Origin of the sequence: Salinimicrobium sp. WS361 (genome assembly GCF_050750585.1) — a bacterium.
Taxonomy (GTDB): Bacteria; Bacteroidota; Bacteroidia; order Flavobacteriales; family Flavobacteriaceae; genus Salinimicrobium.
The window spans coordinates 239688-259722 of sequence record NZ_JBOJLM010000006.1 but is presented as its reverse complement, the minus strand read 5'-3'; the positions used below and the strand labels follow the sequence as shown (position 1 = coordinate 259722).

The 20035-nt window shown below is 40.4% G+C and carries 21 protein-coding genes; 7 read left to right on the top strand and 14 right to left on the bottom strand.

Going from position 1 to position 20035, the window contains the following annotated elements; genetic code table 11:
- Positions 1-20: 20 nt before the first annotated feature.
- The 4 genes from ACQ93I_RS08565 to ACQ93I_RS08550 form a co-directional block, all read right to left on the bottom strand.
- Positions 21-158: a hypothetical protein gene (locus ACQ93I_RS08565; RefSeq protein ID WP_431698117.1), complete on the bottom strand. Its 138-nt coding sequence runs from the start codon at positions 156-158 to the stop codon at positions 21-23.
- Positions 155-1846, bottom strand: coding sequence for a PspC domain-containing protein (locus ACQ93I_RS08560; protein ID WP_431698116.1), 1692 nt, complete (start codon positions 1844-1846; stop codon positions 155-157). Before ACQ93I_RS08560 ends, ACQ93I_RS08565 begins: the two co-directional genes overlap by 4 nt.
- Positions 1839-2183: a PadR family transcriptional regulator gene (locus tag ACQ93I_RS08555; protein ID WP_431698115.1), complete on the bottom strand. Its 345-nt coding sequence runs from the start codon at positions 2181-2183 to the stop codon at positions 1839-1841. The genes ACQ93I_RS08560 and ACQ93I_RS08555 overlap by 8 nt, the downstream gene beginning before the upstream one ends.
- 78 nt (positions 2184-2261) lie before the next feature.
- Positions 2262-2777, bottom strand: a complete 516-nt coding sequence (locus tag ACQ93I_RS08550; protein ID WP_431698114.1) for a DUF4870 domain-containing protein — start codon at positions 2775-2777, stop codon at positions 2262-2264.
- A 142-nt stretch (positions 2778-2919) separates the two neighbouring features.
- On the opposite strand from ACQ93I_RS08550, the gene ACQ93I_RS08545 reads away from it, so the two are divergent.
- The 3 genes from ACQ93I_RS08545 to ACQ93I_RS08535 all read left to right on the top strand — a co-directional run bounded on the left by ACQ93I_RS08545 (position 2920) and on the right by ACQ93I_RS08535 (position 4671).
- Entirely contained in the window at positions 2920-3372 is a 453-nt protein-coding gene (locus tag ACQ93I_RS08545) for a DUF4442 domain-containing protein (RefSeq protein ID WP_266068829.1), read from the top strand.
- Between the two features lie 171 nt (positions 3373-3543).
- Entirely contained in the window at positions 3544-4344 is an 801-nt protein-coding gene (locus ACQ93I_RS08540) for a TIGR00266 family protein (RefSeq protein ID WP_266068830.1), read from the top strand.
- Between the two features lie 129 nt (positions 4345-4473).
- The gene (locus tag ACQ93I_RS08535) at positions 4474-4671 is read left to right on the top strand and encodes a hypothetical protein (RefSeq protein ID WP_265163695.1); all 198 of its coding nucleotides are present in this window, start codon (positions 4474-4476) and stop codon (positions 4669-4671) included.
- A gap of 62 nt (positions 4672-4733) precedes the next feature.
- Here the strand turns inward: ACQ93I_RS08535 and ACQ93I_RS08530 are convergent, their stop codons facing one another.
- From ACQ93I_RS08530 to ACQ93I_RS08500, 7 genes are all read right to left on the bottom strand, one after another.
- Entirely contained in the window at positions 4734-5675 is a 942-nt protein-coding gene (locus ACQ93I_RS08530; protein ID WP_431698113.1) for a LysR family transcriptional regulator, read from the bottom strand.
- 454 nt (positions 5676-6129) lie between these two features.
- Positions 6130-8355: an NADP-dependent isocitrate dehydrogenase gene (locus tag ACQ93I_RS08525; RefSeq protein ID WP_431698112.1), complete on the bottom strand. Its 2226-nt coding sequence runs from the start codon at positions 8353-8355 to the stop codon at positions 6130-6132.
- A gap of 530 nt (positions 8356-8885) precedes the next feature.
- A complete protein-coding gene (gene rplS / locus ACQ93I_RS08520; RefSeq protein WP_266068834.1) occupies positions 8886-9236 on the bottom strand; it encodes a 50S ribosomal protein L19 in 351 nt (116 codons plus the stop codon).
- Between the two features lie 115 nt (positions 9237-9351).
- On the bottom strand, positions 9352-10038 hold the full coding sequence (trmD, locus tag ACQ93I_RS08515) for a tRNA (guanosine(37)-N1)-methyltransferase TrmD (RefSeq protein WP_431698111.1): 687 nt from the start codon (positions 10036-10038) through the stop codon (positions 9352-9354).
- A gap of 68 nt (positions 10039-10106) precedes the next feature.
- Positions 10107-10685, bottom strand: a complete 579-nt coding sequence (locus ACQ93I_RS08510; protein WP_431698110.1) for a hypothetical protein — start codon at positions 10683-10685, stop codon at positions 10107-10109.
- Positions 10686-11024: 339 nt separating this feature from the next.
- Complete coding sequence (locus tag ACQ93I_RS08505; RefSeq protein ID WP_266068837.1) at positions 11025-12473, bottom strand: glyceraldehyde-3-phosphate dehydrogenase; 1449 nt, start codon at positions 12471-12473, stop codon at positions 11025-11027.
- A 212-nt stretch (positions 12474-12685) separates the two neighbouring features.
- Positions 12686-14050, bottom strand: coding sequence for a S1C family serine protease (locus ACQ93I_RS08500; protein WP_431698109.1), 1365 nt, complete (start codon positions 14048-14050; stop codon positions 12686-12688).
- A gap of 129 nt (positions 14051-14179) precedes the next feature.
- On the opposite strand from ACQ93I_RS08500, the gene dapF reads away from it, so the two are divergent.
- From dapF to ACQ93I_RS08480, 4 genes are all read left to right on the top strand, one after another.
- A complete protein-coding gene (gene dapF, locus ACQ93I_RS08495) occupies positions 14180-14968 on the top strand; it encodes a diaminopimelate epimerase (protein WP_431698108.1) in 789 nt (262 codons plus the stop codon).
- Positions 14962-15483, top strand: coding sequence for a GNAT family N-acetyltransferase (locus ACQ93I_RS08490; protein WP_431698107.1), 522 nt, complete (start codon positions 14962-14964; stop codon positions 15481-15483). The genes dapF and ACQ93I_RS08490 overlap by 7 nt, the downstream gene beginning before the upstream one ends.
- Positions 15483-16526, top strand: coding sequence for an endolytic transglycosylase MltG (mltG, locus tag ACQ93I_RS08485; protein WP_431698106.1), 1044 nt, complete (start codon positions 15483-15485; stop codon positions 16524-16526). Before ACQ93I_RS08490 ends, mltG begins: the two co-directional genes overlap by 1 nt.
- A 192-nt stretch (positions 16527-16718) precedes the next feature.
- Complete coding sequence (locus ACQ93I_RS08480; protein WP_431698105.1) at positions 16719-17393, top strand: peptidoglycan-binding protein LysM; 675 nt, start codon at positions 16719-16721, stop codon at positions 17391-17393.
- Here the strand turns inward: ACQ93I_RS08480 and ACQ93I_RS08475 are convergent.
- Genes ACQ93I_RS08475 through dnaA form a run of 3 tightly spaced genes read right to left on the bottom strand, consistent with a single transcriptional unit; the run spans position 17371 to position 19985 of the window.
- Positions 17371-18099, bottom strand: coding sequence for an SAM-dependent methyltransferase (locus ACQ93I_RS08475; RefSeq protein WP_431698104.1), 729 nt, complete (start codon positions 18097-18099; stop codon positions 17371-17373). The two genes, ACQ93I_RS08480 and ACQ93I_RS08475, sit on opposite strands and share 23 nt — an antisense overlap.
- A 1-nt stretch (position 18100) precedes the next feature.
- Complete coding sequence (locus ACQ93I_RS08470; RefSeq protein WP_431698103.1) at positions 18101-18556, bottom strand: low molecular weight protein-tyrosine-phosphatase; 456 nt, start codon at positions 18554-18556, stop codon at positions 18101-18103.
- A gap of 1 nt (position 18557) precedes the next feature.
- The gene (dnaA, locus tag ACQ93I_RS08465; RefSeq protein ID WP_265163680.1) at positions 18558-19985 is read right to left on the bottom strand and encodes a chromosomal replication initiator protein DnaA; all 1428 of its coding nucleotides are present in this window, start codon (positions 19983-19985) and stop codon (positions 18558-18560) included.
- Between the last annotated feature and the right edge of the window lie 50 nt (positions 19986-20035).

Here is a 20035-nt window from a genome sequence, read left to right as displayed (position 1 = left end):
TTCTTATTTTAATTAGGATTCTAACATTCTTCGGAAGTAGCTTTGGAAACCTGTTCGATTCCCGCTTTTTCCGGTAGCTCGGGTTTAACTTCCTCATCTCCTGTAGAAACCAGGAAATTGAGGAAGATGGCAATTAAAATCTCTAAAAGAACACTCATTCTCCCGCTATTGTATCAGTTTCAATAGTGGATTGTTCTTCATTGGGGAAATCTTCTTCAAAAGGTTCCTCCGTGCTTTCTTCAGTATCCCAGTCGGTTTCAGAATCACTCCAGGGATCTTCTTCCTCGGCAGGGCAATCTAGACATTCTGCGCCCTCACGAGTGATCTTAAGATACTGTTCTTCATAACCGTTGTGAAGAATGTCTCCGTAATAATCTGTATTCCTATGGAAGGAATAAGTATTATCTGCGGCGTAAAGCACTGTTCCTATGGGTAGAAACAAAGTCACCTGTACCTTTTGTTCTCTGTGCTTGTTGGAAGGATTTGTCGTTAGGATTCCGCTTAGGTCAAGATTTCCGTTAGAGAAACTTGTACTGTAATTTATCTCTTCGGCTCTCTGCCTGGCTTCATCATAGGTTTTACCTTCAGCAATTTTAACGATCTCCATTCTCCCTGTTGAATCGGATGTTGATTTTACAATCAACTGCACATTCTGAGACCAGATCACTTTATTGTTGCTATCGTCATAGGAGATGTTGAAATCACCTGATTGATACGGGGTAGAATTGAACTGCGGATCTCCCATCATGTTGACGTATAAAGTGTCATTGGCTTTTACGGGAAGATTTTCAGAAATTCTCACTTCACCGTCAAAAGCTCTTTCGGTAGCTTGTTGAATTCCGAAGAAGATCAAACCGAGTACAGAGATAATCCATAGTCCTAATAGCACAAGCTTTGCAGTTCTTCCAATAGATCGCAGGTTTTTGACCAGGATCTTTAACCCAAGTATGAACAGGAAAAAGAACGGGATTCCTATAGCAAAGAAGGCCAGTATTGAAATAACCCAGATGCTGTCTGCGCCAGGGCCGGCAATTTCCACAAAATCTGTCCATGGGGCTTCAATGATCCCAAAGGTTCCTATTGAAAACAGCCCTATAAACAATCCTATAAGTGTAGATCCGGCTATGAGGATAAGGAATATCCCAATAAGTTTCACGAACAGGTTAAGAATGAATTTTACGACATCACCTACTGCGGTCGCAGCCGAGTTTGCACCGGAGCGTGCCTTATAACCGTATTTCTCGTAGTTGATGTCTTTCACCTTTCCCGACACATCATCGAACCCCTCTCTTATTTTGCGTTCAATGTTGCTAATGGTTACCGGTTCCCCGCGCATTGCAAGTTTATCGGCAGTGGTTTTAGCTTCGGGCACAAAGATCCAAAGAGCGATATAAATGAGTATAAAGGCGCCGGTAGAGAAAATGGTAAGGAGAATCCACAGGATTCTTATCCATAAAGCATCAATCCCTGTATAATGGGCAAGCCCAGAAGATACCCCTCCTATATAACTGTGCTCTGTATCGCGAAAGAGCTTTTTACCTCTTGTTTTGGTATATACTGGTTCGTCCTCAAAGATCTCGTCATCAATAACATAATCTTCAGGTTGTCCCATCACAGAGATCACTTCATCTACTTCCCGTATCCCAATTACCTGTCTTTCATTTTTGATCTTTTCAGCAAAAAGTTCGGCTATCCGGGCTTCAATATCATGAATGATCTCCTCCTGGCCAGAAGTGTTGGTGAGAGATCGTTTTATAGCCTCAAGGTAATGTTGCAGCCTGGCATAAGCATCTTCATCAATATGAAAGAAAATGCCGGCAAGATTTATATTGACTGTCTTATTCATGATTTTTAGGTTTTTGGGTGGTTACAATTGTCACTGCAGTTTGCAGTTCATCCCATGTATGGGTGAGCTCTTTAAGAAAGATTTTTCCGGTTTCTGTTAGGCCGTAATATTTTCTTGGTGGGCCACTGGTAGATTCTTCCCAGCGGTAAGAAAGTAAGCCGGCATTTTTGAGGCGGGTTAGTAAAGGGTAAATAGTGCCTTCTACCACCAGGAGTTTGGCGCTTTTTAAGGTATCCAGAATTTCGGCTACATATGCATCATTATCTCTTAAGACAGATAAAATACAGTATTCCAAAACACCTTTGCGCATTTGTGCCTTCGTGTTTTCAATCTTCATAGTGTTGAGTTTTGAATGTTGTTGAACTGTTCATTTTTTGATTGATTGATGATTAGAAAATATTTGATGATGATATTTTTAAGCGGTTTGATCTTCAGAATTACCTGAAGCTGTAAATAGATCTTTAGGCTTACCGGCATTTAAAAAATTAATGGCCAGCGGATATTTGTAAAATTTTCCTTCACCAGCCTTAATGGTAGCTGAAACTACTCCGTAGACATTCAGTACAAAGAGCGCAAGAACCAGGAGGGCCATCGTCATGATATAAATGGTTACAGGACCTGCCTCAAGAGGATTTCCTATCCATTGATGATGATCATTTATATAAAATGAATCATCAAAGTTAATATTGAACCCTATAAGGATGGCACCAGCAACTCCTATCATTACCAGGAAAAAAACATACAGGAACAGGCTTATCTGAAAATTTAGAGCTTGTTTGCCATGCTCATTTACAAACGGGTCGTTCTTTTTTGCCGTCCAGAAGATCAAAGGAAAAATAAAATTTCCAAACGGAAAGAAGAATTGACTAAAGGTGGATAAGTGGATTAAAGCTGCCACTGTTTTGTCGGGATTTGTTGATTGATTGTTCATTTGATTGATTTTCTAATGCAAATATATATCTTAAAGATGGTATTATGCAAAACAAAGTACTATAAATTTTATTTTGGCTTGAGAATTTAACATTTGAGGATGTTATTAAAATTGAATACTTTTAGAAAAACTCTTACTAAGTATGGAAGTTTCCTCCCAAAAATTAAATACCTTCTTAATGTTTAAGCTGCCCAGCGCATGGCTAACTGGCGTAAGGGTTAAGGAGATTGATGAAAACCACTGCCTTACAACTGTAAAACACAGCTGGATCAATCAAAACCCTTTTAACTCTTTATATTTTGCAGTACAGGCTATGGCTGCCGAATTAAGTACAGGTGCGCTGGTAATGTCTTCAATTAAGGCTTCAAAAAAGCCAATTTCAATGCTTGTTGCGCAGAATAAATCCAGGTTTACCAAAAAAGCAACAGGGAAGATCTCCTTTATCTGTAATGATGCTCATCTTATATCGGCTGCTATTGAAGAAACTATTAAAACAGGGGAGGGGCAGACCTTCTGGATGCGTTCTCATGGGGTAAATGAAGACGGGCAGGAGGTTTCTGTTTTTGAATTTGAATGGACAATTAAATTGAAGTGATCAGTGATTAGTGCGCAGTTTTCTGGATGAACTAATCTATATTTTGATCACTTCAGAATGGCGCGGATTTCTAATTTGCGCCGGGTATTTTATGAAAGTATCCAGTGCTGAATATTGTATGATCAAAAATTTTAAATAAACCTTAAACCTTAAACCTTAAACCTTTATAAGATGAATGCACATGAAATAGATTACGAGATATTTGGTGAGGAGATGCAGTATGTAGAGCTGGAACTGGATCCGCAGGAAGCGGTAATCGCCGAAGCAGGAAATTTTATGATGATGGACAACGGCATTAAAATGGACACCATCTTTGGGGACGGTTCAAAACAGAATGAAGGATTTTTAGGGAAAGTCCTGGGAGCCGGAAAAAGATTGCTTACCGGGGAGAGCCTCTTTATGACCGTATTTACTAATGAGATAGCAGGTAAGAAAAAGATCAGTTTTGCTTCTCCTTATCCGGGGAAAGTGATCCCATTAGATCTGACGGAATTTGGAGGTAAGTTCATTTGCCAGAAAGACGCTTTCTTATGTGCAGCTAAAGGCGTGGCTATAGGAGTGGAATTTAGTCGCAGACTTGGCCGGGGATTCTTTGGGGGAGAAGGTTTTATTATGCAGAAGCTTGAAGGTGATGGTATGGCCTTTGTACATTCTGGTGGTACAACTGCAAAAAAAGTACTGCAGCCGGGAGAAAAACTAAAGGTAGATACCGGTTGCATTATTGGTTTTACGAAAGATGTGAATTATGACATCGAATTTATAGGAGGTATTAAAAACAGCCTTTTTGGAGGAGAAGGATTATTTTATGCTACGCTTACAGGGCCGGGAACTGTTTTTGTGCAGTCATTACCTTTTAGCCGGCTTGCAGGACGCATTTTAGCTGCGGCACCACAGGGTGGAGGTAAAGATAAAGGAGAGGGAAGTATCCTTGGAGGCCTTGGAAATATGGTAAGTGGCGATAATCGTTTTTAAGAGTGTTAAATTAGCTTCATCTTGTTCCGGTTTTTGAAAAAAAGATGTATTTTTATACCATTAACGAAAACGATTTCGCTTATAGATAACCATTACTTATTCTAACCAAGGTTAACTAATTTTATCATTATGGCAAGAGCGATGTTTGAGTACACCAAGACGGTACTAAGCAAAGTAAGTTTTGATGTCACTCTGTTCTGCAAAGAGGTGAAAAAGGCACTTCAACGATTATTACCTTATGAGATTGAAGAGTTGAAGCTTTATATTTTTTCACTAATTCGGCAAAATCCCGAATTAAACCAATGTCTTATTTACTTAAACCCTTAAAATAAAAGAGGCAGCCTGAAATTATTTTTTCAGGCTGCCTCCTTTTTATACATTATCTGTATTTACTTCTTGTGTACAGGACTTATAATCTGAACATTTTGAAAGGTTATTGCCCCTTTTACCACTCCGGCTATTGTACTGCGAAGCGCCTCTATAATCTGCATTTTCAATTCGCTCTTATTGTATATAAGGCTAACTTCTCTCGCGGGAGTTGGTTCAACAAACATTTTGATATTCTTTTGGTCTTCACCCTTTAAGTCTAAGGTATGAAGGTAGGGCAGAAGCGTCATTCCCAGGCCTTCATTTGCAAGTTTGATCATGGTTTCAAAGCTGCCACTCTCCAGCTGAAAATGATCGTCATTTGAATGCCGCGTCGCTTTGCATAGATTGAGGATCCCATCCTTAAAACAGTGCCCGTCTTCTAGCAACAAAATGTCATCGAGGTCAAGATCTTCAACCTTCAGTTTGTCTTTAGAGTTGAGCCTGTGGCCGGGAGGTATATATCCTACAAAAGGTTCATAAAAAAGTACCTGTTCTTTAATATTTGGTAGTCCTAGTGGTGTTGCCGCAATGGCTGCATCAAGATGCCCATCTGCCAGTTTTTCAATCATGGCTTCGGTATGCAGCTCTTCGATCTTCAGCTTTACCTTTGGGTATTTCTTGATAAAATTATTTAGGAACATGGGCAGGAGCGTAGGCATAACCGTTGGAATCACTCCCAACCTGAAAAGTCCGCCAACAAAACCTTTTTGCTGATCTACAATATCTTTAATTCTATCACTCTCATTGACAATATTTCGCGCCTGCTGAACAATTTTTCTCCCGGTAGCAGTAAGCTCAATTGGTTTTTTACTGCGGTCAAAAATCAGCACGTCCAGTTCATCCTCCAGCTTTTGAATCTGCATACTGAGGGTGGGTTGGGTTACAAATACTTTTTGTGCAGCTTTCGTGAAATTTTGATGCTCGGCAACGGCTAAAACGTAATGTAACTGGGTAATAGTCATAGATCCTTATATTAAAGTAACTGCAAAAGTATTTATTTTTTCTATAGTAATAACATTATAATCCATTTCAGCTGAAATAGAGTAGTTCCAGCTTTTGCTGATGCTTAGAACTTGTACTTAGATCCTTTCGTTTCCCGAGACATGGGCTTTACTTACAGCAGCATTAGTTTTGGATTGCGCCATGCCTGAATTCCGAAGAAAAGTACAGAAGAATGCACTTGTGCTTCATATCAATCAAACAAGATCAGGTTTTAAAAATGCCATTTTTGACACCTGATCTAAAAGTGATCTTCTGTAAAATAAAAGAGGCTGACTTAAAAGCTAAACTTTGATCAATCTGAATTTGTTTAGTTTCTATTATTTCTGAAGTTCAGATTTAATAGATTACGAAGTATATTCAGAATGATGTATAGCAGCTTTTAAGACAGCCTCTAATCAAAATTACAAGAGAAGATTACGCTCCCTGCAGAATGCTGTTAAGCGTTTTACTTGGTCGCATTGCTGAAGTTACTTTCTCCTCTTCGGGTTTGTAATATCCTCCGATATCTACCGCTGAGCCTTGTGCATCAATCAATTCCTGTAAAATTTGCTTTTCGTTCTCCTGAAGCTTCGTGCTCACCTCTTTAAAATGTGCTTTTAGCTCCTGGTCTTCGTCCTGTTCAGCTAAGGCTTCGGCCCAGTAGAGAGCCAAATAAAAGTGGCTCCCCCTGTTATCAAGTTCATTGACTTTTCTTGATGGAGATTTATCTTTTTCTAAAAATTCTTCCGTAGCCTTATCAAGGGCGTTGGCAAGAACTAAAGCTCTCTTATTATTGTATTTTTCACCCAAATGCTCGAGGGAAACAGCCAGTGCAAGGAATTCTCCCAAAGAATCCCAGCGCAGGTGGCCTTCTTCCACAAATTGCTGCACGTGCTTTGGAGCTGAACCTCCGGCGCCTGTTTCAAATAAACCACCGCCATTCATAAGAGGAACGATAGATAACATTTTGGCACTTGTACCTAACTCAAGGATAGGGAAGAGATCTGTAAGGTAATCCCTAAGAACATTTCCGGTTACCGAAATAGTATCTTTTCCGGCCTTTACACGCTCAAGGGTGTAACGGGTAGCGTCTTCAACAGACATTATTTTGATCTCCAGGCCTTCAGTATCCTGATCTTTTAGATAGAGTTCCACTTTTTTAATGATCTCTGCGTCGTGTGCACGATCTTCATCTAACCAGAAAACAGCAGGTGAACCGGTAGCACGGGCGCGGCTTACTGCAAGTTTTACCCAATCCTGAACCGGTGCATCTTTTGTTTGACAGGCTCTCCAGATGTCTCCTTTTTCAACCTCGTGTTCCATGAGAACTTTTCCGGCTTCTGTAACAATTTGTACCTGCCCGGCTTCCTTCATTTCAAAAGTCTTGTCGTGGGAACCGTATTCTTCGGCTTTTTGAGCCATTAGCCCAACGTTTGGAACCGTCCCCATCGTTGTTGGATCAAAGGCGCCATGCTCTTTACAGAACTGGATGGTAGTCTCGTAAAGACCTGCATAACTACTGTCGGGGATTACAGCTTTGGTATCCTGAGGGTTACCTTCGGCATTCCACATTTTTCCTGAAGTTCTTATCATTGCCGGCATAGATGCATCAATGATCACATCACTTGGCACGTGCAGGTTAGTAATTCCCTTGTCGGAATTTACCATGGCCAGGTCTGGTCCATCTTTAATATCCTGCTCGATCTTAGAATTAATTTCGTTCCTTTTTTCTTCAGGAAGATTATTGATAGCACTTAAAACATCACCAAGACCGCTGTTAGGATCGGCTCCTGCTTCTTGTAGTTCAGTACCGTACTTTTCAAAAATGTCTTTAAAGAAAACCTTTACGCCATGACCAAAAATAATAGGATCTGACACTTTCATCATAGTTGCCTTCATGTGTAAGGAGAACAGCACTCCTTTCTCTTTAGCATCTTTAACCTGTTCTTCAAGGAACTTAATGAGCGCATTTTTGCTCATAAAAGTTCCGTCGATGATTTCCCCTTTTTTAAGCTTTAGGTCTTTCTTGAGAAATGTAGTATCTCCAGATGCCGTTTTAAGCTGAATATTTACAGTGGTAGCTTCGTCAAGAGTGACAGATTTTTCATTGTGTCTAAAATCATCTTTGCTCATGGTAGCCACATGGCTCTTAGAGTCTTTGGTCCAATCTCCCATGGAGTGTGGATGCTTTTTGGCGTAGTTTTTCACGGCCTTTGGGGCACGCCGATCAGAGTTTCCTTCACGCAACACAGGATTAACTGCACTACCTTTTACCTTATCATATTTTGCCTGAATTTCTTTTTCCTCATCTGTCGCTGGTTCATCAGGATAATTAGGTAGATCATAGCCTTTCTCCTGTAATTCCTTTATAGCAGTCTTTAACTGCGGAATAGAAGCACTAATGTTTGGTAACTTGATGATATTAGCTTCAGGTTGTTTGGCAAGCTCACCTAATTCGGCAAGATCATCAGAAACTTTTTGGTCTTCCTTGAGTCTTTCAGGAAACTGGGAAAGAATTCTTCCTGCCAGGGAGATGTCTCTTGTTTCAAGCTCAACATTGGCCGGTTTTGTGAAGGCCTCTACAATGGGGAGTAGGGAATATGTTGCGAGGGCTGGAGCCTCATCGGTTTTGGTATAAATAATTCTGGTTGTCTTTGACATATTGGAAAATTTTATTTTAGATCAAGAGTGTGCAATTTAGCATTTTTCAAGCTTATTTCACAGGTGCAAAGGTTAAGATAGTATGGAGGAAAGGCATAAAAAGTGCAAAAAAAAGCCATTTCACTATTTTCATAATGAAATGGCTCTAATGAAATAACAATTCTTTGCTGAACTTTTACCTTCTCAAGTGAAATCTATATTTCACAAGCAAGTTGTTATTTCATCAAGATGACTTACATTTCCCAAAAGAGTGTGTGTAAATCATCCAAAACGTTTTTACCAAATTAAACCAACTATGTCTGGCATATTGTTATTCAAAATGGCAAAAACTTATGTAAAGATTTTGCTCTACATGAGTTTAAGAAGAATTCCTGGCGACATTCTTTGACTTAAATCTCTGTATTAAATTTACGAAAGAAAATATTTATACGCAAATATCTAAGCCTTAATTGTTTATAAAAATAACTGAAATATTTATTTAACAAAAAAGCCTCAATAAATGAGGCTTTTTCAAGTAATATGTTGAAAGATTATCTTCTTCTTTCTTTAATTCGAGCTTTTTTACCAGTAAGTTCTCTAAAGTAGTAGATTCTTGCTCTACGAACTTTACCACGCTTGTTGATCTCGATTTTCTGAAGAGCAGGCAGGTTGAGCGGGAAAATACGTTCAACACCAACAGTACCACTCATTTTACGAATAGTAAAAGTTTGAGAAGCTCCAGATCCTCTCTTTTGGATCACAACTCCACGGAAGAACTGAGTTCTGGTTTTTTGACCTTCAGTAATTTCGTAATAAACAGTAATAGTATCTCCGGCTGAAAAATCAGGGAAATCTTTTTTTGTTACAAACTCCTCTTGTACAAATTTAATTAAGGATTCCATATTTCTAATGGTTTAAAAATAAAGTCTAAAGCAACATTCACGGGTATCGCCAGAGGTTGGTTCAGAACGTGTGCAAAAGTAATAAATTTTGTGATTCTAAAAACGAATGGCTCATTTATTTTTCGTCGTCACTCAATAAGTCAGGTCGCAGGGTCAAAGTGCGGGCGTAGGCCTGTTCTTCCCGCCATTCTTCAATCTTTGGCGTGTTGCCAGAAGTGAGAATTTCTGGTACTTTCCAGCCATTATAATCTGCTGGGCGGGTATAAATTGGCGGCGCGAGTAAATTGTCCTGAAAGGAATCGGTAAGTGCAGAGGTTTCATTGCCCAGAACTCCAGGTAGCAGGCGAATTATGGAATCGCACAGCACAGCGGCCCCTAATTCTCCGCCCGAAAGTACGTAGTCACCAATAGAGATCTCCCGGGTAACAAAATGCTCCCGCACGCGTTGATCTACTCCTTTATAGTGACCGCAAAGAATAATGACATTTTCCTTTAGGGAAAGTTCATTGGCTATACCTTGCTTCAGCGTTTCTCCATCGGGCGTCATATAAATGACTTCGTCATAATCCCTTTCTGCTTTCAAAGCTGTTATGCACTTATCTATAGGTTCTATCATCATCACCATCCCGGCGCCCCCTCCAAATTGATAATCATCTATTTGTTTGTAATTATCGGTTACGTAATCACGTAAGTTGTGCAGGTGAATTTCTACATGACCTTTTTCAATTGCTCTTTTTAATATAGAGGCTTCAAAAGGGCTGGTAAGAATTTCGGGAACTACGGTAATAATATCAAATCGCATGGAATGGGAATTTAGGCAGAAGGATTTTCAGCCTGTAAATTTAGTTAAACCCTCAGGAATATTTGTTTCTACTTTGCGACTTTAAGCTGCTTGTTCTTTTCATCTTGTAGCAGTCTTCCCAGTCTTTGCTCTTTTTCGAGAGATTTTGCGCGGTAGGCATCAAACTCTTTTTCTACTTCGGCTAAATTTTTTCGCGCTTCGGCTGTGTGAATGTGACTCTTTTTGAATCTCACTACAAATAAAGCCAGTGCTAATACAAGAACACCAACAATGCTCCACATCAAAGTATTGTAGGTAGCTTTACTAAGGGACATTCCCAGTACAGCTATTTCATCTTTTTCAGCGCTTAAAGTGGCAAGCTGCTCTTTAAGATTTTCCAGTTCAGCCTCGAGAGTGGCAATTTTTGCATCCCGGGATTTCAAAGCTTCTTTAGAAGAACCTATTTCTTCCTTGAGTTCAATAATTCTGTTGGAGGTTAGCTCCTGTAGCGTTGTAAGCTGGTCTGTATCCACAACCTTATAACCTTTAAAGTTGTTGGAACTGGTAATCAATTCCTGGAATTTTTCAGCAATAGTAGCTTCTCCGGGAGTCTGGGCTACTGTGACTGTAGCGGTCAATAGAATAAAAGCGAATAAAATATTTTTCATAGCAGGTATTATTTTTTTGGTCATTATCACAACGAACACCTAAAAATGATATTGTTGATGATAGTTTAATTTTTTTCTCATTAACTTCCTGTATATAAGCAGGCCGAAAAAAAGAAGTGGCAAAATTAAAGAATAATAACTGCCTGGCTCTCCTGTCTTTCCACAAATTTTTAGTTAATTTTCTTCGGTATTCTGCTTGCCTTTATTCAGCAGGATCACAACTTCCGAAGAAGACTTTATACATCATAATAAATTAGAAATCAATATATTTAAGTGGCATTGTGTAATAAAAAACCCGTTGCCATTGGCAACGGGTCCCCATCACTAATTAAACCCCTATTAATAATAGGTGAACCTTCTAACCTTGGCAATGTATTTTGCAAGGCGTATTACCTGGTGGCTATACCCGTATTCATTGTCATACCAAACATATAATACGATATTCTTACCATCGCCCGAAACTATGGTGGCGTTGCTGTCGTAAATTGAAGGCTGGGCAGATCCCACTATATCTGTAGAAACCAGTTCGTTTTCTATAGAATATTTGATCTGTTCAACCATTTCTCCTTCTAAAGCATATTTTTTTAGGATCTCATTTACTTCTTCCGGTGAAGTTTCGGTTTCCACCTCCAGGTTGAGTATAGCGAGTGATCCGTTGGGAACCGGAACACGTATGGCATTCGAGGTAAGTTTACCTTCAAATACGGGTAAGGCCTTTGAAACGGCTTTTCCTGCACCGGTTTCAGTGATCACCATATTTAATGCAGCCGCCCTTCCTCTTCTGTACTTCCTGTGCATATTGTCAACCAGGTTCTGGTCGTTTGTATAGGCATGTATGGTTTCAAGGTGTCCTTTTACAACACCTAAATCATCCTGAACTGCTTTAAGAACAGGTGTAATGGCATTGGTGGTACAGGAGGCCGCTGAGAAGATCGAAACTTCATCGGGGTTGTATTCCTTATGATTTACGCCGTGAACTATATTCGGAATTCCTTTACCCGGCGCTGTGAGCAATACTTTTGAAGCTCCCTTAGAAGTGAGATGCCTGCTGAGTGCCTCCTGGTCTCTAAATGCGCCGGTATTATCAATTATCAGGGCATCTTTAATGCCATAAGCAGTATAGTCTATCTCTTCGGGTTCATTGGCCGAGATCATATGTACAGTAGTGCCATTAATTATAAGACACTTCTTTTCTGAATTGTAGGATACGGTTCCGGAAAAATCTCCGTGCACAGAGTCATTTTTGAGAAGACTGGCCCTTTTTTCAAGTACAGTCTCATCGATCTTTCCGCGGGTGACAATGGCTCTAAGCCTAAGTTGGCTGCCTTTGCCAGTTCGGGTCATGAGTTCCCTGGCAACCAGCCTGCCTATACGTCCAAATCCATAAAGTACAACATCTTTGGGAGTAGGTTCGTCTCCCTTTTTTGCGTCTTTTAGTTTAGCCGAAACAAATGCAGTTGCATTCGAATATTTCTGGTCTTCCAGGTGGTATTCATAGGTCATTTTTCCAATGTCGAGCTTGGCAGGTGGGAAATCCAGCCTTTGAATGGCTTCGGCGATCTCAACCGAATCAAAAATAGAAATTGGCTTTTGTACAAATTCACCGGCATACTCGTGCAGGTCTAAAATGTCGCTCACATTGCGATCTATCAACTGGTTTCTGAATAAAACAAGTTCAATAGACTTGTCATACCACAAATCACTCACTGTCTTGATGAATTGTACTGCTGCCCTGCGCCGATCTGCCTGAAAGGCTAATTCTTTTTCGTAAACTTCGTTAGAGTTCATTTCTTTGTTGGTGTTGTTTTTTAAACTGCGGCAAAAATATAGATTTCAAACGTTTTCGTAAAGTATTTTGAACAAAAAAATGAGGCCCATTATAAGCCTCATTTTGGTTATATATATTTGTTTATCGACTCCCCAGATCTGGAAATACTTTCAGAAAAACGGACTGACGACTCCTGAAAAGGATTCAATTTTTGCCATTTTCGGCACCTTATTTACCTCCAGACATACTTTTGTTTTTCGCCATCGGGGGTTACAAAAGTGACTGAAATAGATTGTCCCGGAGATCTTTGTTCCATGATCTTTTCAACATCTTTAATATCCCGCACTTCAATGTTGTCAATGGCTGTAATTATTGTACCATAAAGCTGTTCATTCTGCATTTGAGGAGTGAGTCCTCTGGTGATCTTCACTCCGTTGGTTACTTTTCTTTGCTTCAGTTCATCGGTACTGGCGTTGGTAACTTCAAGGCCAATGGCTTTGATTTGGTAAACCTCATATTTTGTAAGGGTCACGTCAAATTCTTTTGGATCTCCATCGCGAATCACCTGTACTGTTACCACATCATCTGGCCTTTTTGACCCGATATAACCAATTAGATCTGAGAATTTACTGATCTTCACATTATCTAACCTGGTAATCACATCACCTGAACGAATTCCTGCCCTGGCTGCACCACTTCCTGCTTCTACCTGGTCTACGTAAACTCCTTCAGAAATTTCAATGTTGTATTCTCCGGGAAGATTAGCAGCCTGAACGCCACGTATTCCAAGAATTCCCTGCTGTACATCACCATATTCAATAAGATCTTCTACTATTTTTCTGGCATTATTTGAAGGTACAGCAAAAGCATACCCAACATAAGTTCCGGTTTGAGAGGTGATCGCGGTATTGATACCAATCAATTCTCCATTGATGTTTACCAGCGCACCACCACTGTTTCCTGGGTTTACTGCGGCATCAGTCTGGATAAAAGAAGAAATGTTAGAATCCATTCCCAGGTCTCTTGATTTTGCTGAAATTATTCCGGCAGTAACGGTAGAGGTAAGATTGAAGGGGTTTCCTACTGCCAACACCCATTCTCCAATCTGTGCATTGTCTGAATTTCCGAAGGGAAGGTAATGAAGGTTTTCTGCATCTATCTTCAGTAAAGCGATATCCGATTTAGGATCGGTCCCTATCACTTCGGCCATATAATTCTGGTTATTGTTAAGGGTAACCTGAAGCTGGGTGGCATTCTGTATCACGTGGTTATTGGTTACAATATAACCATCAGGAGAAATGATAACCCCACTTCCTGTGCCCTGTAAGGCTTGTGTTGTACTCGAAGAGAAGGGAGACCTTCTTACTGTTGCCACGTTTTTTACGTGAACTACAGCGTTCACCGATTCATTGGCTGCTTCTGTAAAATCTGCATTAGTACCTGTAGGAAGTGAATTCATTTTTACCGGAGTATAGGCAGGGATGCCCGCATTTTCTTCGACTAAGACGTTGTCTTCATCAATGAAAAGCAAGTATCCGGCAAGAGTTAGAACGCCGCTTAAAACAGAGATCATGAGAAAACTGGCAAATCTTTTCATATTTAATATGTGTTTTAGTATTTGTAGAAAAATTCAGTTTTTAGCAGGTATCTTTCCGTAATAAGCCCGTGTGTTAATCATGCCCGTTTTTTCTATTATTGTATCTTTGACCCCTGAAAAATAATCCAGATGAAGCTGAATTTTTATAAATACCAGGGTACGGGAAACGATTTTATTATGGTAGATAACCGTACATCGGTTTTATCCAAAAATGATACCAAATTGATAAGACGGCTTTGTGATCGTAAATTTGGCATCGGTGCAGATGGTCTCATTCTCCTTGAAAATTCAGAAAATTCGCAGGATGATTTTAAGATGGTGTACTTCAACGCCGATGGCAACGAGAGTAGTATGTGTGGTAATGGTGGCAGGTGTCTTGTAGCGTTTGCGAAATATTTAGGGATTGTTTCAGACAGGGCGGCATTTACTGCAATAGATGGATTTCATGAAGCTGTAATAGAAGACGAAAAGGTGGGACTTAAAATGATGGATGTTGAAGGGATTTCTGAAATTGGCAATGCTCTTTTTCTTAATACAGGCTCCCCGCATCATGTCATTTTTTCAGAAGAAGTAGACAAAATAGATGTCAAACAAGAAGGAGCTGCCGTAAGGTATTCACCAGAATATGAGGCTAAGGGAGGCACAAATGTAAATTTCTCTTCATCTCTGGATGAGTCAACTTTAAAAGTGCGGACGTATGAGAGGGGGGTGGAAGATGAAACTCTTTCCTGCGGTACCGGGGTTACAGCTGTCGCAATAGCCGCCTATCACTCAGGAAGAACATCTTCAAATAAAGTGGAGTTAAAAACGCCGGGGGGTGAACTTAGCGTACGTTTTACGCCTAAGGGTGACAGTTACAGCGACGTTTGGCTAACGGGGCCTGCACAACAGGTCTTTAAAGGAGAAATAACATGCTAACACTTCAGGGGGAACTGGTTTTTCTGAGAGCGTTAGAGCCCGAAGATCTCGATTTGCTCTTTGAAGTAGAGAACAATGAAGAATTCTGGGAAGTGAGCGCCACGAGCGTTCCTTTTTCCCGCTATGTGCTTAAACAATATCTTGAAAATTCCCATCGTGATATTTACGATGTTAAACAGTTGAGGCTGGTAATTTGTGATAACACTTCGGAAGCTGTGGGCTTAATAGATATTTTTGATTTTGACCCCAAGAACAGGCGTGCTGCCCTTGGTATCCTTATTATTAACAGGAAAAACCGAAAAAAGGGATATGGCACCCAGGCTTTAGAACTGGTTTGTAAATACTGCTTTACTCACCTGGGCCTGCACCAGGTCTATGTTAACGTAGGCAGCGATAATGCTTCGAGTAGGCTGCTCTTTGAAAAAGCCGGTTTTTCACTTACCGCCAGAAAAAAGGACTGGAATTTGGTAGAGGGAGAATATAAAGATGAAATTACCTATCAATTGATCAACTAATGTATATCAAAAAAATCTTATTAATAATTGCCCTTTTAGGCATCCTGGGTCTGGCAACATTCTCCTGGTACGTCTATGACGTTATCTTTTCTCCTAACACTACTTTTTCTGAAGAAACTGCTCAGGTATATGTGCCTACTGGCGCAACTTATGCTGAAGTAAAAGAGCTGCTGAAGCCTTATCTTGAAGATAGCGAAGAATTTGACCTTGTTGCACAGAAAAAAGGCTACATCAATAATGTGAAGGCCGGAAGATTTATTCTGAAGAAAGGCATGAACAACAACGAGATTGTAAATACCCTTCGCAGTACAAACGAGCCGGTGTGGGTAACCTTCAATAATCAGGAACGACTTGAAGATCTCGCCGGAAGGGTCGCAGCACAGATAGAAGCCGATAGTACACAGCTTCTGGAAAGCATGAGAGATTCGGCATTTTTGACACATTCTGGTTTTGAAGGAAGAAATGCGATTGCCATGTACATTCCAAATAAGTATCAGTTTTTCTGGAATACTTCGGCTGTCGAATTTAGGGAGCGGATGAAAGAAGAGTACGACCGCTTTTGGACAGAAAAAAGACTGGCAAGGGCCGAAGAGATTGGGCTGACTCCACACCAGGTGATGGTTGTTGCTTCTATCGTGCAAAAAGAGACAGCCAAAATAGACGAGCGGCCAAAGGTAGCCGGGGTCTATATGAACCGGATTGAGAAAGGCTGGAAACTTGAAGCCGATCCAACTGTGATCTATGCCCTAAAAGACAGGCTGCAGAATTTTGATACCATTATAAAAAGGGTCCTGTATGCCGATCTCACCCTTGATTCTCCTTATAATACCTATAAATACAAAGAACTACCTCCCGGGCCTATAACCATGCCTGACATATCTTCAATAGATGCGGTGCTTAACCATGAAGATCACGACTACTTCTATTTTGTGGCCGATGTGGAGAATTTTGGTTATCATAAGTTCGCAAAGACCCTGTCGCAGCACAACGCCAATAAACGAGCCTATGTTCAATGGATCAATAAGCAGAAGATCAACAGGTAAACAGCAATATTCAGTAAAATCTCCCCACAATAAAACCCTTTTTGGCACGTTCTATGCTTTTAACCGGTCAGCTGAGAAAAAAATGCTCTCAGTAAGTTTAACAGGCTGATAATTAGATTATTGAAAAATGTAGTACATTTGTCGGCCGTTTCGAGGAAATCTTCATGATTTCTAAGAGCAAAAACAAAAAGGATGAAGAAGAAAGTTGCAAAATTTTCAGTATTACCGGTTGTAGGAGCATCTATATTTTTTTATAGCTTTTCCACCAACAAAACCAAGGATTTTGATGCTGCTGTTCTTGAAGAATTCAAGACAGTAAATGAGGAACTGAATTTTGATGTTCCCCATACACCAGATGTTACAGTATTCGGTCCGCAGCTTAGATCTTACCCACAGTTAGGAAAATCTTACGTAGCTTTTAAGGAAGCCATGGGCTTTAAAGAGTCGGGTGGTGATTACAAGGTCATCAACGAATTTGGCTACATGGGAAAATACCAGTTTGGAAGAGGTACCCTAAAATTAATCGGAATTAAAGACACCAACCTTTTCCTTAATTCCCCCGATCTTCAGGAGGCTGCTTTTTACGCAAATTCTTCTCGTAACAAATGGATTTTGCGTAAGGATATTGCAAAATTCCAGAATCAGGTAGTGAACGGGATCAGGATCACCGAATCTGGTATCCTGGCGGCAGCGCACCTTGCGGGGCCCGGTAATGTCAAGAAATTTTTAAGAAGCAATGGAACCAACAGCTTTAGTGATGGTTTTGGTACTTCTATAAAATACTACTTTAAGAAATTTGAAGGTTTTGATACTTCTTTCGTGGTTCCCGACAGGCAAGCGAAGGTTAATAATCCTTCTGTAATATAAAGATAGTGGGCCTTTTATGAAGGTCCACTTTTGTTTTACGCCAGTCGGCAGCAGTTTTGGTCACTATAAATTCTGTTGGTAAAGTAAGATCACAGGCGATGCAAATAGGGGTGCCGGGATGCAGTACCTGGGTGAGGTCTTCAAGCATTTTATTGTTCCGGTAAGGAGTTTCAATAAAAGACTGCGCCTGGTTCTTCTCATGAGAGATCTTTTCCAGGTTTTTAATTTCTCCCTTTCTGGCAGCCTTATCTATAGGGAGATACCCGTTAAAAGCAAAGTTTTGACCATTCATTCCTGAAGCCATCATGGCCAGAAGAATAGAGGAGGGGCCCACCATCGGGACTACCTGAATGCCTTCTCTGTGAGCAATTTTCACCACTTCGGCACCGGGATCTGCAACTCCGGGGCAACCTGCTTCACTCAATAAGCCTATATCTTTACCTGTTTTACAGGCTTCTAAAAATCCTGAAACCTCGGCAGGATCGGTATGTTTGTTTAATATGAAAAACTGAAGTGAAGGCTGAGATTTACCGGGAACTAATTTCTTTATTGCCCTGCGGGCGGTCTTTTCATTTTCTGCAATAAAAATGTCAAGGCGTTCTACCTGGTGTTGCACTGTGGCCGGTAAAACTTCAAGAGGTTCATTGTCACCCAAAGTGGTGGGTAGCAAATATAATTTTCCGGAATAGGAGAAGGGAGAGCTCAAACTATTTATGTTTTTCAGCTATGATCGTGCAGGCTTCATCCAGCATATCGTAAACTTTTTTGAATCCGTTGGCACCACCGTGGTAAGGATCGGGAACTTCAACATTCTCTCCGGGAAAGACCTCATTAAGAATGAGTGAAACTTTCTCTTTATCCTGTTCATTTCGGGCAAGGGAAATTACGTCGTGATAATTTGACATATCCATCACGTAGATCCTGTCAAAATTATCGAAATCTTCTGGTGAAAATTGCCGACCCCGTTGTGTTCTAATATCAAGATTATTTTCCCTGGCAATATCTACCGATCTTGGGTCGGGGCAGTCATCTACATGATAGTTGCTTGTTCCTGCCGAATCGACAAAAACTTTTTCAGCATCAACTTTAGATTTTAGAATGCCTTCGGCCAGGGGTGACCTGCAAATGTTGCCAAGGCACACCATCAGGATCCGGGTTTTCATATTACAGGGTTAGTTTTTTGTTGATATCCTCAACAAATTTCTGAAATTGTTTATCGGTTGAAGCTAAATTGTCAACTGTTTTGCAGGCATGCAAAACGGTGGCGTGATCCCTTTTTCCAATTTGAGAACCTATACTTGCCAAAGAAGCTTTAGTGAACTTTTTTGCAAAGAACATCGCCAGTTGGCGCGCCTGCACAATGTGTCTTTTACGCGTTTTAGATTGAAGGGTTTCCACATCCATCTGGAAGTATTCGCTCACCACCTTCTGGATATAATCTATAGAAACTTCGCGCTTGGTGTTCTTAACGTAGTTATCAACGATCTTCTTTGCCAGCTCAAGTGTGATATCTTTCTTATTGAAAGAGGAATGGGCTATCAAAGAGATTATTGCTCCCTCCAGTTCACGAATATTGGTCTTAATATTGTTGGCAAGGAATTCCACGATCTCTTCGGGCATTTCCACCCCGTCACGATAGAGTTTACTCTTAATGATTTGTACTCTTGTTTCGGTATCAGGATGTTGTAATTCGGCTGAAAGCCCCCACTTAAAACGGGACAGGAGTCGTTGTTCAATATCCTGCATGTCTACCGGAGCCTTGTCACTGGTTAGAATAACCTGCTTTCGGTTTTGATGAAGGTGATTAAAAATATGGAAGAAAACATCCTGGGTCCCGGCTTTCCCAGAAAGCAACTGAATGTCATCTACTATCAATACGTCAATGATCTGATAGAAATGTATAAAATCATTACGGTTATTCTTCTTTACTGATTCTATATACTGCTGCGTAAATTTTTCCGCAGAAATATAAAGAACTGTCTTCTCAGGATATTTGTCTTTAATTTCAATCCCAATAGAATGTGCAAGGTGCGTCTTTCCCAAACCAACGCCGCCAAAAATAAGCAAAGGGTTAAAAGAAGTTTCCCCAGGTTTATTGGCTACCGCCAACCCGGCAGATCTTGCCAGCCTGTTGGAATCCCCTTCTAAAAAGTTGTCGAAGTTATAGCTCGGGTTAAGTTGGGATTCGATCTTTACATTCCTAATTCCGGGAATGATGAACGGGTTTTTTAATTCAGGGTTTTTGTTCTTAATAGGAACATCAACTTCCTGCGAAGCAACATTAGAACGGTTGGTACTCGGTATCTTTTCTGTAAAAGGTTGTTTGTTTCCGTAAGTATTTTCCATTCTTATGACATACACCAGTTTTGCCTGATCCCCAAGCACCCTGTTTAACGAAACTTTAAGAAGTTTAACATAGTGCTCCTCAAGCCACTCGTAGAAAAATTTTGACGGTACCTGAATGCTTAAGGCGCTGTCTGAAAGTTTCACTGCCTTGATAGGTTCAAACCAAGTTTTATACGCCTGTGGTGTAATATTATCTTTAATGAAAGTAAGGCAGTTATTCCAAACTGATTGCGCAGTTTCTGACATTCCTGAGTCTAAATTTATAATACGTTTGTTAGTAGTGGTTTCCATAAGAA